Below are 15,717 nucleotides of genomic sequence, written 5' to 3' on the forward strand. Positions count from 1 at the left end.
AAAGGCCGCGGCTGAGTTCCTGGCCGACTGGTGCGAGATGGTTCTGGAGGCTGGGTTGGAACCCATGAAGAAGGTCGCCCGAACCCTGATGGAGCATGCCGATGGCGTCCTGCACTGGTTCTGGAGCGGGTTCAGCAACGGACTCCTCGAAGGCATCAACTCCTTGATCCAGGCCGCCAAAGCCAAGGCCCGCGGCTATCGGACCACCCGCAACCTCCTCAACATCGCCTACCTCATCGCCGGCAAACTCGACTTCGCCTTACCGGTCCGCTGAGGTCCTACCCACCCAATTCAGCGAGGAACCGTCTTATGGCGTTCAGAGAATAGACGAATGAGTTTCATGGTTGGAGAGCCCTAACTCTGGATTAGGCATACCGCTCCGTTCGGAACGAGCGATGCCTGGGGTGGGACGGCAACACGATCAGAGCCGGGTATTTCGGCGCACATGCTCCCACCGCGCCGGTCTGATCCTGATCACAACCGGCCGAACGGTAGCAAATCACCCCCCGAACGGTCGTTGAGTGGCCCTGCGGCCTGCTCATCTCCGTCCTCTCCGGCTCACAGCTTTGACCCGCGTCCCATCGCGGACCTCATCCTCCGGTTGCTACCCCGCGCCGAAGCCTCTCCCGCCATCCTCTCGTCCCCTGAGAACTGCCGCCCCTCACCCGCCCGCTCGCCGTACCCGGCTTGGCCCAAGCTCCCGCCTGCCCTCACGCCTCCGGGCGAAGGGCGACGGGCAGCTCAATGCGGCGGTGGGCACGGCTCGCCTCACCGGCCCGCTTCCACCAGGCGCTGCCGGCCTTCCTGGAATAGCTGGTTCCGAAGCGGGCTCAGCTGCCGGGCTTGCAGTCCTCGCAGGGCCTCATGCCGGCCTTCTTGGCCTCGGCCACGGACTTGAAGTCCACGCGGGTGCCGGCCTTCTCGATCTCTTTCACCCACTTGCAGCTGGCCCTGTGGTACAGCTTCGTGTCCTTGCAGCCGACGATGACCTCGGACTTGGGCTCGGCCTTGGCGGGGCCTTCGGCCGGGTGGGCCATCCGGGCCCCCAGGGGGCCGGCCATCAGGCTGGCCAGGACGACGAACGTGAGCTTCCGCATCGGGCACCTCCCGGGATGGGAATCCAGAGACTCAGTTTCGGCCTTGAGGCTCCCCTCCGCCAGGCGAATCCGGGCCCGGCGGTGGGCTCCTGCTAGGATCCCTCCAGACGTTCACGCGGAGTCCCATGCGGCGCCCGAGGCATCGGATCGGCCCATTCCTGGCGGCGGCCCTGCTGATGTCCGCGGCCTGCACGCGGGCGCCCCGCCCGGTGCCCGCCCGGGAGGCCCGGCGGCCGGAGGGGCCGGCGCGGGCCCGGGCGCTGCCGCGGCTGGGCTATACGCTGCAGGCAGGCGCCTTCGCCAAGGTGGAGAACGCCGCCCGCTTCGCCCAATCGCTCCAGGCCCAGGGGCTGGAGGCGGCCTACTACGGCTCCGGGGATGGCCTCTACCGGGTGCGCTTCGGGGACTTCGCCACGAAGGAGAAGGCCCGGGCCCGGGGCGAGGCCCTGAAGGCCGCGGGGGTGATCGAGGCCTTCTGGGTGGTGGCGCCGGACGGATCGGCCCCCGGGGCCGGGGGGCGCCTCCAGGCGCATCCCGAGGACGAGCGGGGCCTGCGGGCCAGCCTGGTGGAGACGGCCCGGGGCTACCTGGGCGTGCCCTACCTCTTCGGCGGCACCACGGAGCGGGGCTTCGACTGCAGCGGCCTCACGGGCGCCGTGTACCGGCTGAACGGCCTGAAGCTGCCGCGCTCCTCCCAGGCCCAGTTCGAGGAGGGCCGGGCGGTGGACCTGGACGACGCCCGGGCCGGGGACCTGCTCTTCTTCGCCACCAACGGCGGGGCCCGGGTGAGCCATGTGGGGCTGTACCTGGGGCAGGGGGCCTTCATCCACGCGCCGCGCCCGGGCCAGGGCATCCGGCAGGACCGGCTCTCGGACCGCTACTACAGCCGCGCCTTCGTGGGGGCGCGAAGCTACCTGTAGGCCGCGCCGGACGATTGACCCGAAGTAAATCGAGACGCATATTCAACCCGCTGACGTCGCGCGCTGGGCCGATGCCTACCCCGGAGGTGTTCGGATGGTCACCTATTCCTATGGTGAATGTCTCAAGCGGTCCTACCGGGTCAACTGGAGAATCAAGGATGTGCTGGGAACGGTGGGGTTCGACCTGAACCGTCCCTGGCTGCCCACGGAGCTGTCCGGGGCGGGGGGGATCCGCTGCCTGGATCCGGGAGAAAAGCGGAAGCTGACGCACCTGGAGATGGGGGCCTACGCCCACCTGTTCCGGTTCGTGGAGGCCTTCATCACCCCCGAGATGCTCGGCCTGGCCCAGGAGGCCCGGTCCCTCAACCTGGAGGCCTTCGAAGCCCTCACGAACTTCGCCTCTGAAGAGGTCAAGCACATGCACCTCTTCGGAGAGATCCGCCGGCTGGTGGACGAGGCGGTGGGCTTCCCCCTGGAACTGCTGGAGGGCGAGAACGAGGTCGCCGGCGTCGTCCTGGGGCGGCATCGGGGCGCCGTGCTGCTCCTCACAGCGGCCATCGAGTGGTTCACGCAACACCACTTCCTCACCGCGATGAAGGATTCCGAGGAACTGGATCCTCTCACCCGGGAGATCTTCCGGCACCACTGGATGGAGGAGGCCCAGCACGCCCAGCTGGACCACCTGGAGGCAGTGCACCTGTTCCGCGAACTGTCCCAGGCCGGACGGGACCAGGCCATCGAGGATCTGGTCTGGCTCCTGGCGGCGGTGGACGGACTGCTCCAGCGCCAGGTGGGCCATGACCTGGCCAACCTCGGGAGGTATCTCGGCCGCACCTTCACGGAGGCGGAGCGGGGGGAGATCCAGGGACACCTCCTCAAGGCAAAGCGCCACTGCTTCATCGAGAGCGGCTGGGCCCATCCGAACTTCCAGGAGCTCTTCCAGATGGTGACCACGCCGGACCAGCAGGCCAGCGTCGGGCAGGCCGTGGGCCTCCTGCTCCAGGGAAATCCCGTGCCCCTGGGCCACGGGGTGGCCTGAATTTCAGGGTTCCGTCGATTTTTTGAAAATCCACGGCCGAATGACCCTACACTGGGAAGGTCCGCCGGTTGTGCGGACATCAGAAAAGCGTTGCTGCCTCGCCTGGAAGGAACAATGCATCTACATCACCAGGTCGAAGAAAGCAGGTAGCAACATGGCTCAGGGAACCGTCAAGTGGTTCAACGCCGAAAAGGGTTTCGGATTCATCACCCCCGATGACGGTGGTGCGGATCTGTTCGTCCACCACTCCGCCATCGAGTCCACGGGCTTCCGCAGCCTGGACGAGAACCAGCGCGTGAGCTTCAACGTGGGTCAGGGCCAGAAGGGCCCCCAGGCCACCAACGTCACCAAGATCTGACCGCACCGGTCACTCTGGATCGGCCTCCTCCGGGAGGCCGATTTTTTTCATGGGGTTGGCGGCAGCTTGCATTCAGCTAATTTCCTTGGCCCGAAAGGCGTCCGGCCGTATTCTGGTCCCTTGCGCAAGGAGGAGCCCATGGCTCACGAAGGTCACGAGCACGGACCGGACTGCAACCACGATCACGACGATTCCTTCGAAATCGAAGTCGTTGAGCTCGAAGACGAGAATGGCGAGAAGGAGGAGTTCGCGATTCTGGAGGAGCTCGAGTTCGAGGGCCGCGACTTCGCCATCCTCGCGCCCCTGGCCGAGCTGCAGGCCCAGGAGGACGGCACCGCCGATCCCGAGGACGGCCTGAGCCTGGAGATCTTCGAGGTGAAGGACGAGATGTTCACGCCCCTCGAGGACGAGGAGCTGGCCGAGCGCCTCATGAAGCACCTCGACGAGCAGGAGGCCAAGCTCAAGGCCGAGGAAGAGAAGGACTGAGCCCGTCCGGCGCACGAAGGCCCCCGGTTCCGGGGGCCTTCGTGCGTACGGGAGAACCCGGTACCCTGGGAGGATGCTGTCCGATCCTGTCCGCTTCGAAGGCCGAGTTCTCTTTCTTACGGAGGATCCGGCCCGGATCCTCCGCCAGCTGGAAGGCGAGGACCTGGACCCATCCGAAGCCCTGCCCCTGCGGGACCAGATCAGCACCGACGAGATCACCCCGGCCTTCATCTGCTACCACTACGACGAGAAGCTGGGCGACTTCCCCTACCTGGGCCTGAAGTGCGGCGAGGCTTTCCCCGTGAAGGCGGGGGCCGTGCGGGCCGGCGGCTTCGCCGTGAGCGTGGCGGGGAAGCGGCGGGGCAAGGGCAGCAGCCGCGAGGCCAGCCCCTACGCCGAGCGGTGCGCGGGCATCCGCCTGGCCATCGCCGAGAGCTTCGAGCGCATCTACCGGCAGAATTGCCAGAACCTGGGCCTGCTCACCAGCACGGACTTCGGCCTGGTTCCGCGCATCCGCCGGGGCGAGGCCATCCCCCTGGCGGAGTTCACCGAGGGCCTGGATCCCGTCACCGCCGAGATCGTGCGCCGCGGCGGCCTCTTCGCCTACAACGCCGCGCGCATGGCGGGTGACGTGGCGCCGCCCCTGCCAGCCCACGGGCTGCGTCCCATGACCTACGCCGAGAAGCTGCTGGCCCGCCATGCCGTGGTGGACGCTGCCGCGGGGCGGGTGGGCCTGCCGGTCGTGAAGCCCGGTGACGGCCTCTTCGTGCAGGCGGACTGGCGCTTCAGCCACGAGTACGTGACGCCCATGGCGGCGAGCTTCCTGGAGAAGGCCCTGGGGCCCGAGGCGGCGCTGCGCGATCCTGCCTCCATCCTCGCGTTCCGCGACCATCTCACCTTCCTGCACCACAGCATGAAGCCCGAGCACCGGGCCATGGGCCTGCTGGCGGTGGCCGACGGCCTGAAGCCAGCCCAGGAGGCCTTCTGCGCGAAGCACGGCATCCGGCTCCACGGTGAGCTGGCGGACGGATCCGGCAGCGAGGGCATCTGCCACGCGCTCATGGCCGAGCGCTACGCCCGCCCCGGCCAGGTGGTGGTGGGCACGGATTCGCACACGCCCCATGCGGGGGCCCTGGGCTGCCTGGCCTTCGGGGTCGGCACCACGGACATCGCCTGCGCCTGGGTGACGGGCGACGTGCGCGTGACCGTGCCGCCCACGCTGCGGGTGCGCCTGAACGGGCGCCTGCGCCCGGGCGTGTCGGCCAAGGACCTGGTGCTGCACCTGCTGGCCCAGCCCCTCATCCGCGAGGGTGGGGCCCTCGGCCACGTCATCGAGTACCAAGGCGGGGCCCTGGCGGACCTGGACACGGACGAGCGGGCCACCCTCACGAACATGGCCGCGGAGATCGGCGGCTTCACGGGCCTGATCGCGCCGGACGCCGAGACCCTGCGCTTCGTGCAGGAGCGGCGCGGCGTAGAGCTGACCCTCGAGCCCTGGATGCGGGGCGATGAGGAGGCGGAGTACACCCACACCCTGGACGTGGACTGTGCGGCTCTGGGCCCCATGCTGGCCCGGCCCGGCGACCCCGGCAACGGCGTGGCTCTGGCGGACCTGGACGGGGCCGTGCCCATCCACATCGCCTACCTGGGCAGCTGCACCGGCGGCAAGCGCGAGGACCTGCGCCGGGCCTACGAGGTGGTGAAGGCCGCCGCGGCGGCGGGCAGGCGCGTGCCCGAGGGCGTGCGGTTCTTCGTGCAGTGCGGCAGCGAGGACGTGCGCCGCCACGCCATCGAGCAGGGCTGGATCGCCGCCTTCGAGGCTGTGGGCGCCGTGGTGCTGGGCAGCTCCTGCGGCGCCTGCATCAACGCGGGCCCCGGCGTGTCCACCCGGCCCGACGAGGTGACCATCAGCGCCATCAACCGCAACTTCCCGGGCCGCAGCGGGCCGGGCCAGATGTGGCTCGCCAGCCCCGCCACCGTCGCCGCCAGCGCCCTGGCGGGGCGCATCGCCGAGGCGGAGGCGTGATCGATCCCGTTCTCGCCGCCCGCTACCGCGCCCTGGTCCTGGTGGGTCTCGCCCGCCCGGGCGCGCCTGCGCTGGCGCCGGGGGCCCGCGTCCTCGTGGTGGACGTGGCCCGCCAGCGCCTGGGATTGCTGGAGGATGGACGGCTGGCCTTCGAGGCGGTGATCTCCACGGCGAGGAACGGCCTGGGCTGCGAGGAGAACTCCTACCGCACGCCCACGGGCTGGCACCGCATCCTCGCCCGCATCGGCGAAGGCGCCGAGCCCGGCGCGGTGTTCAAGGCCCAGAAGCCCACCGGCGAGGTGTGGCGGGGAGAGGCCCGGGAGGAGGACCTCATCCTCACCCGCGTGCTCACGCTGGACGGCCTGGAGGAGGGCTGGAACCGCGGGCCGGGGCGGGATTCCCGGCTGCGCTGGATCTACCTTCACGGCACGAACCAGGAGCAGGAGCTGGGCACCCCCGTGTCCCACGGCTGCGTGCGCCTCTCCAACGCGGACGTGACCGACCTCTTCGACCGCGTGGCCGAGGGCGATCCCCTGCTCATCGCGGAGGACCTGCCCGGCGACGCCTTCGGCCTGGGCCGCCTGCGCTTCGCGGGCGTGGCGGGCAGCGGCATGAGCGCCCTGGCCCAGTTCGCGGCCATGAAGGGCGGCCGGGCGAGCGGCAGCGACCGCAGCTTCGACCGGGGCCAGCGGCCCGAGGCGCGAAGGCAGCTGGAGGCCCTGGGCGTGGTCATCCATCCGCAGGACGGCTCGGGCCTGGAAGGCGACTGCGCGGCCCTGGTGGTGTCCACGGCCGTGGAGGACGAGGTGCCGGACGTGGCCACGGCCCGGCGCCTGGGTGTGCCCGTGCTGCACCGGTCGGAGCTGCTGGCGCACGTCGTCGCGAAGTACCGCACCGTGGCCGTGACGGGCACCAGCGGCAAGTCCACCACCACGGCCATGGTCTTCGAGATCCTGCGGGGGGCGGGCCTCGACCCTTCGGTCATCACCGGCGGCGAGCTGGTGGCCCTCCAGCGCGAGGGGCGCTGGGGCAACGCCTGGGCCGGGGCCTCGAACCTGCTGGTCATCGAGGCCGACGAGAGCGACGGCTCCGTGGTGCGCTACCACCCGGCCCTGGGCGTGATCCTCAACCTGCAGAAGGACCACAAGGAGATGGAGGCCGTGGCGGAGATGTTCCGCGCCTTCCGGGCCCAGGTGCGCGAGGCCGCGGTGGTGGGCGAGGCGGAGAACCTGCGGGCGTTCGCCGTGGGAGCGGTCACCTTCGGGTTCGGGGAAGGCTGTGGGGTGCGGGCGGAGGCGGTGGTGCTTGGCGCGGAAAGCTCTGCTTTCCGCGTAGGGGGAAAAGCATTCAGGCTGCCGGTGCCGGGGCGGCACAACGTGGAGAACGCGCTGGCGGCCATCGCGGCCTGCTCATCGCTCGGGGTGCCGCTGGAGGCCATGGCGGGGCCGCTGGCGGCCTTCCAGGGCGTGGCGCGGCGCTTCCAGGTGCTGGGGACGCGGCGGGGCGTGACGGTGGTGGACGACTTCGGCCACAATCCCGCCAAGGTGGCGGCCTCCATCCGCGCGGCTCACCTGCGCACGGCGGCCATTGGCGGCCGGGTGCTGGCGGTCTTTCAGCCCCACGGCTTCGGGCCCCTGAAGTTCCTGCGCTCCGAGTTCGTGGAGGCCTTCGCCACCGAGCTGGCGCCGGAGGACCGCCTCTGGTTCCTGGAGGTGTTCTACGCCGGTGGCACGGCCTCGAAGGACATCACCAGCGCCGAGGTGGTGGCCGAGATCGCCGCCCGGGGCGTGGCGGCGGAGGCTGCACCGACCCGCGAATGGCTTGTGGCGCGGCTGGCCGCCGAAGCGAGGGAGGGTGACCTCATTCTCGTCATGGGCGCACGGGATCCCTCGCTCACGGAGTTCGCCAGGGCCATCATTGAGTCGCTTTGATCCGGGATGATGAGAACAACCTCAAGCTGGCTTTGTAGCTCTTTAGCTCTTTAGCCCTTTAAGGCCTCCACGAAGGGCACGAAGGAACAAGCCGGGGCCACGAAGGCAGGGGTCGGCATCCGGCCCAGGACATCCGGGCCTTCGGCCCCCGGGCGCGCGTGGCGCGACCGGCTTTTCGGGCGGCGGTCCTTGGCGGCTTCCAAGGGCCGCCATGACCGCCGCCCGCAAAGGGATGTCACGGTGCGTCGGGACCCATTCGCGGCCTTTTCACGCCCGGAAGGGCGCCTTCATGCCCTTCGTGGTGATCTTTTCAAGCTGAAACTTGCGGGCGATCAGGAAGTGGGAATGCTCCCATGGTGTCCTCTGGGCCTCCCGTCTCGCGGTACCCTGGAGCATGGAACCGACCACCCTCCGCGCCGTCATGGCCGCCCTCCGCAAGCCGGAGACGGGCTGCTCCTGGGACCTGAAGCAGAACCACCAGTCGCTGGCCCGCTACCTGCGGGAGGAGGCGGCGGAGGTGCTGGACGCGCTGGCGGCCCACCAGCCCGGCGATCCCGCCACGGAGGCTCACCTCTGCGAGGAGCTGGGCGACCTCTGGCTGCAGATCGCCTTCCACGCCCAGCTGGCGGCGGACCGCGGCGCCTGGGACCTCCACGACGTGGAGCGCACCGTGGTGGAGAAGCTGGTGCGCCGCCATCCGCACGTCTTCGCCGAGGTCAGCGTGGAAGGCGCGGAGGAGGTGCTCACCAACTGGGCCGCCATCAAGCGCGAGGAGAAAGGGCTCCACAGCGAGGAGCCGCGCCTGCTGGAGGGTATTCCCGCCTCGCTGTCGCCCATGGAGGAGGCCCTGGAGATCGGGCGCCGCTGCGCCAAGGTGGGCTTCGAGTGGCCGGACCTGGAGGGCGTACTCGACAAGGTGAAGGAGGAGGTGGCCGAGTTGCAGGCCGAGTCCGAGCCGGTGCGGGTGGAGGAGGAGTTCGGCGACGTGCTGTTCAGCCTCATGCAGTGGGCCCGCAAGAAGGGCGTGGATCCCGACCGGGCCCTGCGCCGCCAGATGGCGCGCTTCAAGGGCCGCTTCCAATCGGTGGAGGACGATGCCCGGGCCGCGGGGGGCTGGGAGCACCGCACCCTCGACGAGATGGAAGCCGCCTGGCAGGCCGCCAAGCGCAGGTCGAAGCCGTGATGGCCCTGACGCTCCTCGCCCCGCGGGGCGGATCCCCGCCGCCCGCGGTGTTCCTGCTGGTTCCGGTGGTCTTCCTGGCGGTGTCCTGGCTCACCAACCGGCTCATGGGCATCCCGGCGCTCTACGCGGCGTTTCCGGCGGATCGCACGGATCCCATCGAGGCAACCCTCGGCTGGCAGCAGGTGGAGTTCGGCGCCCTGCGCGGCCACTCGCCGATGTCTCTCAAGGCTGGCCGCCGCTGCCTGCACCTGAAGCAGCCCTTCCCCTTCCAGCTTGCCTGGTGGCTGGGACCGGCTTCCGTCCCCTGGGATCAGATCCGGGTGGAGAAGGAGGCCAGCGAGTCCTCCTGGGCCTTCCTCAGCGCGGCGGAGTTAAGGCTGGGCGCCGAGGGCCGGGTGATCCGCCTGCGCGGCAAGACCGCCCGGACCCTCCAGGCGAAGGTGCGGGAGAAGCAGGGCCAGTCCGTCGGAATGTCACCCCTCGCGGCGGGGCCAGGGACCATCCGGCCGAGGTGACGTCGGGCTCGATCATTGAAAAGAATTTTGTAAGCGGAGATTGGCGGAGTCGCGGAGGAGCGCGGAGAAAGGCCACGCCACAAGAAGGCGGTTTGCTGTTCTCAGCTTTCCTCAGTTCCTCGTCTGTCCTCCGCTTCTGGCATTCCTTTCCAACGCATTGCCCGATCTCCTGATTCGGCGTGTCAGACCGCGTCGGCGATGGCCTTGCCCATGTCCACGGTGCTGGCCTTGCCGCCCATGTCGGGGGTGCGGGGGCCCGTGGCCAGCACCTTCTCGATGGCGGCCACCACGGAGGCGCCGGCCTCGGGGAAGCCCAGGTGGTCGAGCATCATGGCGCCGGCCCAGATCTGGCCCACAGGGTTGGCGATGCCCTTGCCGTAGATGTCCGGCGCGGAGCCGTGGACGGGCTCGAACATGGAGGGGAACTCGCGCTCGGGGTTCAGGTTGGCGCTGGGGGCGATGGCGATGGTGCCGGTGCAGCCCGGTCCCAGGTCCGAGAGGATGTCGCCGAAGAGGTTGGAGCCCACCACCACGTCGAACCAGTGGGGGTTGCGCACGAAGTGGGCGCAGAGGATGTCGATGTGGAACTGGTCCACCGTCACCTCGGGATAGCGGGCGCCCATGGCCTTCACCCGCTCGTCCCAGTAGGGCATGGTGATGGCGATGCCATTGGATTTCGTGGCCGAGGTCAGGTGCTTCCTCGGGCGCGACTGGGCCAGGTCGAAGGCGTATTTCAGGATGCGGTCCACGCCCTGCCGCGTGAACACGGTCTGCTGCACAGCCATCTCCTGGTCCGTGTCCTCGTAGAGCCGCCCGCCGATGGAGGAGTACTCGCCCTCGTTGTTCTCGCGCACCACGATGAAGTCGATGTCGCCCACCTGCCGCCCGGCGAGAGGGCAGGGCACGCCGGGCATGAGCTTCACGGGACGCACGTTGGCGTACTGCTTGAAGCCGCGCCGGATGGGGATGAGCAGGCCCCAGAGCGACACGTGGTCGGGCACGCCGGGGAAGCCCACGGCGCCCAGGAAGATGGCGTCGTGGTGGCGGATGCGGTCGAGCCCATCCGCGGGCATCATGCGCCCGTGCTCGAGGAAGTACTCGCAGCTCCAGGGGAACTCGTCCCAGGTGAAGCGCAGGTCATGCTTCATCCCGGCGGCCTCCAGCACCCGGATGCCTTCCGGCACCACCTCCTTGCCGATGCCGTCGCCGGGGATGACCGCGATCCTCAAGTCACGCATGGGGTGCTCCTGAGAAGAAACCTGCAAATGGATTCAATCGGAGTGGGTATGGATCCAGCAGAACCGCGCAGATACCGCTTCACACCATGCGACTCAGGGGTAGACTACGCCGCGGATATCCCAAAACCATCCTACTCATTGGAGGCTCCCCATGAGCCATGAATCCGTTCACGGAACGGCCCCGGCCGGAGGCCTGCCCGCCTGGCAGGGCGCTCGGCCCCTCTCGACCCTCGCCGCCTTCCTCCTGGGTCTGATCCTCTACTTCGGTCTGCCCCGGTTGCTGCCCGTGCCGGACGCCAAGCTCTTCACGGGCCAGCCTGCCGCGGCCAAGCCGGCTCCCGCCGCGCCTCCGAAGCCCCTCACCAAGCCCGCGGCGGTTCCCGCGCCCGCCGCCGCACCGGCTCCAGCCAGGCCCCTGACCAGGGCCGAGCAGGAGGCGAAGGCCAAGGTGGATGCAGAGGCCAAGGCGAAGGTGGAGGCGGAGGCGAAGGCCAAAGCCGAGGCCGATGCCCGGGTGAAGGCCGAGGCGGAGGCCAAGGCCAAGGCGGATGCCGAAACCAAGCGGAAGGCCGACTGGGTGAAGGGGCTGCACCTCTTCGCCATCTTCGTCACCACCATCGTGGGCATCATCCTCAAGGCCCTGCCCATGGGTGCCGTGGCCATGGTCGGCATCGCCGCCACGGCCCTCACGGGCACGCTCGGCATCGCCGATTCCATGAGCGGCTTTTCGGACGTGACCATCTGGCTCATCGTCCTGGCCTTCTTCATCTCCCGGGGTTTCGTCAAGACGGGCCTGGGCGCCCGCATCGCCTACACGTTCATGGCCCTGCTGGGGCGCCGGACCCTCGGACTCAGCTACGGCCTGGCGGCCACGGACCTGGTGCTGGCGCCCGCCATCCCCAGCAACACCGCCCGGGGCGGCGGCATCATCATGCCCATCATGGCCTCCCTGGCCCGGGCCTACGGCAGCCAGCCCGGCGACACCAGCGCCCGGAAGATGGGGTCGTTCCTCACGCTGACGGCCTACCAGGTGAACTGCATTACCAGCGCCATGTTCCTCACGGCCATGGCCGCCAATCCCCTCGCCCAGAAGCTGGCGGGGGACCTCAAGGTGAACATCACCTGGGTGGGCTGGGCCGTCGCGGCCGTGGTGCCTGGCCTCGTGGCCCTGCTGCTGGTCCCCTTCCTCATCTACCGCCTCCACCGCCCGGAGATCACGGAGACGCCGGGAGCGGTGGTGATGGCCAAGGACCACCTGCGGGACCTGGGCCCCATCAAGCGCCAGGAGTGGATGATGCTGGGCGTCTTCGTGATGCTGCTGGTGCTCTGGATCTTCGCCAAGCAGCTGGGGGACCTCAATGCGACCACCTCGGCGCTGGCGGGCCTGGCCGTGCTGCTGCTGACCGGGGTCCTCACCTGGGATGACATCAAGACCGAGACCGGCGCCTGGGACACCCTGGTGTGGTTCGCGGCGCTGGTGATGATGGCCAGCTTCCTCAACAAGCTGGGCATGATCCCCTGGTTCAGCAGGACCATGGGCGGCATGGTGGCGGGCAAGGGCTGGATCGCGGCCTTCCTGGTGCTGGGCCTGGTCTACTTCTACAGCCACTACTTCTTCGCCAGCAATACGGCTCACGTGGCCTCGATGTACGCCGCTTTCCTCGGCGTCTCCATCGTGGCCGGCGCCCCGCCGGTGCTCGCGGCCCTGGTGCTCGCCTTCTTCAGCAACCTCTTCGCTGGTATGACCCACTACGGGACCGGTCCCGCTCCGGTGTTATTCGGCACAGGCTACGTGGAGCTCGGCACCTGGTGGCGCCTGGGGTTGTTCATCAGCCTCGTCAACATCGTCATCTGGGTGGGCCTCGGCGGCCTCTGGTGGAAGGTGCTGGGCCTCTGGTGATCGTTTCCCCTGCGAAAAAGCCCCGCCATCCGGCGGGGCTTTTTCGGACGAAGAGGAACCTCAGCCCAGGATCTTCGACAGCCCATAGGCGACGCAGGTGGAGACGCTGACGCCGATGAGGCCGGGGATCATGAAGCTGTGGTTGAGGAGGTACTTGCCGATCCGCGTGGTGCCGGTGCGGTCCATGTTGATGGCGGCGAGGTCGCTGGGGTAGAAGGCGAAGAAGAAGTAGGCGTAGCTGGCGGGGATGAGGCCCAGCAGCAGGGGCGTGGGCAGGCCAAGGGCGTAGCCGAAGGGCAGCATGATGGTGAGCGTGGCGGCCTGGCTCTTCACGAAGGCGGAGACGGCGAACATGGCGATGGCGAAGGTCCAGGGGGCCATCTGCACCATGGCCTTGATGTGGGCCACCAGGTAGCCCTCGTTGGCCTTGATGAAGGTCTCGCTCATCCAGGCGATGCCGAAGATGGAGACCACGGCGATCATGCCCGCGATGAAGACGCTGGAGCGCGCGATGTCCGGGGCCTTCACATTGGTGGCGAAGAGGATGAAGGCGCCGAAGGCCAGCATGATGATCTGCACGACGGTGGTCATGGGGACGACCTTGCCGTTCACCAGGGGGAGCAGGCCGGGCTTCAGGGCGATGAGCACGATGGTGAGCACGCCGGCGAAGAAGAGGGCCACGGAGAGCTTCGCCTTGACGGGGATCTCCTTGTCCAGGGTGGTGACGTTGGCGTCCAAGCCCTTGGCGAACTCGGGGTCCTTCATGCGCTCGAGGAACTCGGGATCCTCGTCCAGCTCCTTGCCGCGGTTGAAGCTCCAGGCCGCGGCGGCCAGGACGCCGATGATGCCGGCGGGCAGGGTGATGCGGACGATGTCGAAGAGGCCCACGGGATGGCCGTTCTTGGCGGCCATGGCCAGGAAGGTGGTGACGGCCGCGGCCACGGGGCTGGCGGTGATGCCCATCTGGGAGGCCACGCTGGAGATGGCCATGGGGCGCTCGGGCCGGATGCGGGTCTTCAGCGCCACGTCCGAGATGACGGGCAGCAGGGCGTAGACCGCGTGTCCCGTGCCCACACAGACCGTGAGGAAGAACGTGGAGAGCGGGGCGAGGATGGTGACGTACTTCGGGTGGGCCCGGAGCAGGCGCTCCGTCAGCTGCACCAGGTAGTCCAGGCCGCCCGCCACCTGGAGGGTGGCCGAGGCGGTCACCACCGCCAGGATGATGAGCATCACGTCGATGGGCGGCGTGCCCGGGGCCACCCGGAAGAACAGCACCAGCACGGCCACGCCCAGGCCGCCGATGAGGCCCAGGGCCACGCCGCCCTTCCGGATGCCCAGAAGGATGGCGGTGAGCACGAGGATGAATTGGATCCAGAACATCAAGGCTGGGGACAGCATGTCTTCTCCTTGGGGACGAGGGGCCCGGTTCCACCTGCTCCCTCGTCGAGCGAGCATAGCAAACCTAACGGTAATGAATGACTCGAACCCGCCGCTTTCTTTAGATCCTAAACCCTTCTCCGGGTAGGCGGAGGCCGCTCCGGCCGTCCCGGGCCAGTCCCGGGCCAGCCCCAGGCGAGCTTGGCGGCAGGCTAGGATGACCTGTGCGAGCCGCGCGATGACGACACTCCCCTTCCATCTGGTGACCCTGACCCACGCCACCTGGGACCAGGCCCTGGCCTGCGCCCGGAGGCTGGGGGGGGACGCGCTGCCGGAGCTGCGCCTGGACCTGTTTCCGGAGGCGGATCCCCGGGCCCTGGTGCAGGCCCTGGGAGGGCGCTGCCTGGTGACCTGCCGCCGCCAGTCCGAGGGGGGGCGCTGGCCGGAGGACGACGAGGCGGGCCGCCTCGCCCACCTGCTGCGCGCCCTGCCGGGCTGTCCCGCCTGGCTGGACCTGGAGTGGGACCTGCCCCTGCCGCCCGAACTCCAGGCGGCCCGGCCCGGGGTGCGGCTGCTCCGCTCGGTGCATGTGGCTCCGGGTGTCTTCGACCTGGACCAGCGCCTCGCGGCCCTGCCCGAGGGGGAGGCCTTCAAGTGGGTGGGCTGGGCCGGGCGCCTGGGGGACTGCGGCCGCCTGCGGCCGGCCCTGGCCCGGGCCCGGGAACGGGGCATCGCCCTCTCCGCCTTCCTCATGGGGCCCAAGGGCCTCGCCAGCCGGGCCATGCAGGCGGCCTGGGGCGGGGCCTTCACCTATGCGGCCCCGGACGATGGTCCTGCCGCGGCGCCGGGCCAGTTGCCCCTGGCCACGCTCCGGGCCTGGCGCAGCGCGGAGCTGGCCCCGGGGGCCGGCCTCTGCGGTGTCATCGGCGATCCCGTGCTGCACTCGCGGGGCCCGGCCTTCCACAACCCCCGGTTCCAGGCCGCCGGCCGGAACCTGCTCTACGCCCCCCTCCCGTGCGGCGAGGCGGGGGAGGCCCTGGAGGCCCTGGAAGCCCTCGGGATCCTGGGCCTGAGCATCACCGCGCCCCTCAAGCTGGCCCTGCCCCAAGCCCTCGGGCTGGAGGGCCCCCTGAACACCCTCTGGCGGCGGGCGCCCGGAGATCCGTGGCAGGGGGCCAATACGGACGCGGAGGCTCTTGAACGCGCGTTGTCGCCTCTCGCACCCGGCCCCGTGCTGCTCCTCGGCGGGGGCGGGGTGGGGCGGACGAGCCGCGCCGTGCTGGAGGCCGCCGGCCGGCCCGTGCTGCAGGTCTCCCGCCAGGCGCCCGCCAGCCCTGCGGCCGTGGCTGCCTTCGGGCCCGTGGGCGTGGTGCAGGCCACCAGCCTGGGCATGGCGGCGGGCGACCCCATCCCCTTCCCGGACCTGCTGGCCGCGGCCCTTCCCAGCGCCCGCTGGGCCGTGGAGTGGATCTACAAGGAGGACACCGCCTTCGTGCGCTGGGCCCGGAACGCCGGCCTGGATCTGGTCCCCGGCGCCTCCCTCTTCGACGCCCAGGCCGAGGCCCAGTCCCGCCGCTTCATCTCCGACTGCGGCCGCTGACGGCTGATAGCCGATAGCCGATAGCTGACAGCCGATAGCTGATAGCG

14 protein-coding genes are annotated in these 15,717 nt (G+C 69.6%); 11 read left to right on the forward strand and 3 right to left on the reverse strand.

Annotated elements, in window-relative coordinates; all coding sequences use genetic code 11:
* Positions 1 to 274, forward strand: a 274-nt coding sequence (locus G398_RS17215; protein WP_043484419.1) for a transposase, incomplete at its 5' end; no start/stop codon positions are given.
* A gap of 556 nt (positions 275 to 830) precedes the next feature.
* On the opposite strand, the gene G398_RS0108390 is transcribed toward G398_RS17215, so the two are convergent.
* Positions 831 to 1,097 carry an Ada metal-binding domain-containing protein gene (locus tag G398_RS0108390; protein ID WP_026853270.1) on the reverse strand — a complete coding sequence of 89 codons (267 nt, stop codon included), beginning with the start codon at positions 1,095 to 1,097 and terminating at the stop codon, positions 831 to 833.
* A gap of 125 nt (positions 1,098 to 1,222) precedes the next feature.
* Between G398_RS0108390 and G398_RS0108395 the strand changes: the two genes are divergently transcribed.
* The 8 genes from G398_RS0108395 to G398_RS0108435 all read left to right on the forward strand — a co-directional run bounded on the left by G398_RS0108395 (position 1,223) and on the right by G398_RS0108435 (position 9,555).
* Positions 1,223 to 2,017 carry a C40 family peptidase gene (locus G398_RS0108395; protein ID WP_211229062.1) on the forward strand — a complete coding sequence of 265 codons (795 nt, stop codon included), beginning with the start codon at positions 1,223 to 1,225 and terminating at the stop codon, positions 2,015 to 2,017.
* A gap of 94 nt (positions 2,018 to 2,111) precedes the next feature.
* On the forward strand, positions 2,112 to 3,056 hold the full coding sequence (locus G398_RS0108400; protein ID WP_026853272.1) for a diiron oxygenase: 945 nt from the start codon (positions 2,112 to 2,114) through the stop codon (positions 3,054 to 3,056).
* A 154-nt stretch (positions 3,057 to 3,210) separates the two neighbouring features.
* On the forward strand, positions 3,211 to 3,414 hold the full coding sequence (locus tag G398_RS0108405; RefSeq protein WP_026853273.1) for a cold-shock protein: 204 nt from the start codon (positions 3,211 to 3,213) through the stop codon (positions 3,412 to 3,414).
* 138 nt (positions 3,415 to 3,552) lie between these two features.
* Complete coding sequence (locus G398_RS19565; RefSeq protein WP_052571697.1) at positions 3,553 to 3,900, forward strand: DUF1292 domain-containing protein; 348 nt, start codon at positions 3,553 to 3,555, stop codon at positions 3,898 to 3,900.
* 73 nt (positions 3,901 to 3,973) lie between these two features.
* The gene (locus G398_RS0108415) at positions 3,974 to 5,926 is read left to right on the forward strand and encodes an aconitase family protein (RefSeq protein ID WP_043484421.1); all 1,953 of its coding nucleotides are present in this window, start codon (positions 3,974 to 3,976) and stop codon (positions 5,924 to 5,926) included.
* Positions 5,923 to 7,857 carry a L,D-transpeptidase family protein gene (locus tag G398_RS0108420; RefSeq protein WP_084512303.1) on the forward strand — a complete coding sequence of 645 codons (1,935 nt, stop codon included), beginning with the start codon at positions 5,923 to 5,925 and terminating at the stop codon, positions 7,855 to 7,857. Before G398_RS0108415 ends, G398_RS0108420 begins: the two co-directional genes overlap by 4 nt.
* A gap of 394 nt (positions 7,858 to 8,251) precedes the next feature.
* Complete coding sequence (gene mazG / locus G398_RS0108430; protein ID WP_026853276.1) at positions 8,252 to 9,040, forward strand: nucleoside triphosphate pyrophosphohydrolase; 789 nt, start codon at positions 8,252 to 8,254, stop codon at positions 9,038 to 9,040.
* Positions 9,040 to 9,555, forward strand: coding sequence for a hypothetical protein (locus G398_RS0108435; RefSeq protein ID WP_026853277.1), 516 nt, complete (start codon positions 9,040 to 9,042; stop codon positions 9,553 to 9,555). The genes mazG and G398_RS0108435 overlap by 1 nt, the downstream gene beginning before the upstream one ends.
* Positions 9,556 to 9,737: 182 nt before the next feature.
* On the opposite strand, the gene G398_RS0108440 is transcribed toward G398_RS0108435, so the two are convergent.
* Positions 9,738 to 10,793, reverse strand: coding sequence for a tartrate dehydrogenase (locus tag G398_RS0108440; protein WP_026853278.1), 1,056 nt, complete (start codon positions 10,791 to 10,793; stop codon positions 9,738 to 9,740).
* Positions 10,794 to 10,944: 151 nt separating this feature from the next.
* Between G398_RS0108440 and G398_RS0108445 the strand changes: the two genes are divergently transcribed.
* Positions 10,945 to 12,693 carry an anion permease gene (locus tag G398_RS0108445; RefSeq protein WP_084512307.1) on the forward strand — a complete coding sequence of 583 codons (1,749 nt, stop codon included), beginning with the start codon at positions 10,945 to 10,947 and terminating at the stop codon, positions 12,691 to 12,693.
* A gap of 60 nt (positions 12,694 to 12,753) precedes the next feature.
* Here the strand turns inward: G398_RS0108445 and G398_RS0108450 are convergent, their stop codons facing one another.
* Complete coding sequence (locus G398_RS0108450) at positions 12,754 to 14,091, reverse strand: anaerobic C4-dicarboxylate transporter (protein ID WP_026853280.1); 1,338 nt, start codon at positions 14,089 to 14,091, stop codon at positions 12,754 to 12,756.
* 217 nt (positions 14,092 to 14,308) lie between these two features.
* Between G398_RS0108450 and G398_RS0108455 the strand changes: the two genes are divergently transcribed.
* Positions 14,309 to 15,670, forward strand: a complete 1,362-nt coding sequence (locus tag G398_RS0108455) for a type I 3-dehydroquinate dehydratase (protein ID WP_026853281.1) — start codon at positions 14,309 to 14,311, stop codon at positions 15,668 to 15,670.
* The last annotated feature ends 47 nt before the right edge of the window (positions 15,671 to 15,717 follow it).

Origin of the sequence: Geothrix fermentans DSM 14018, assembly GCF_000428885.1 — a bacterium.
Lineage (GTDB): Bacteria > Acidobacteriota > Holophagae > Holophagales > Holophagaceae > Geothrix > Geothrix fermentans.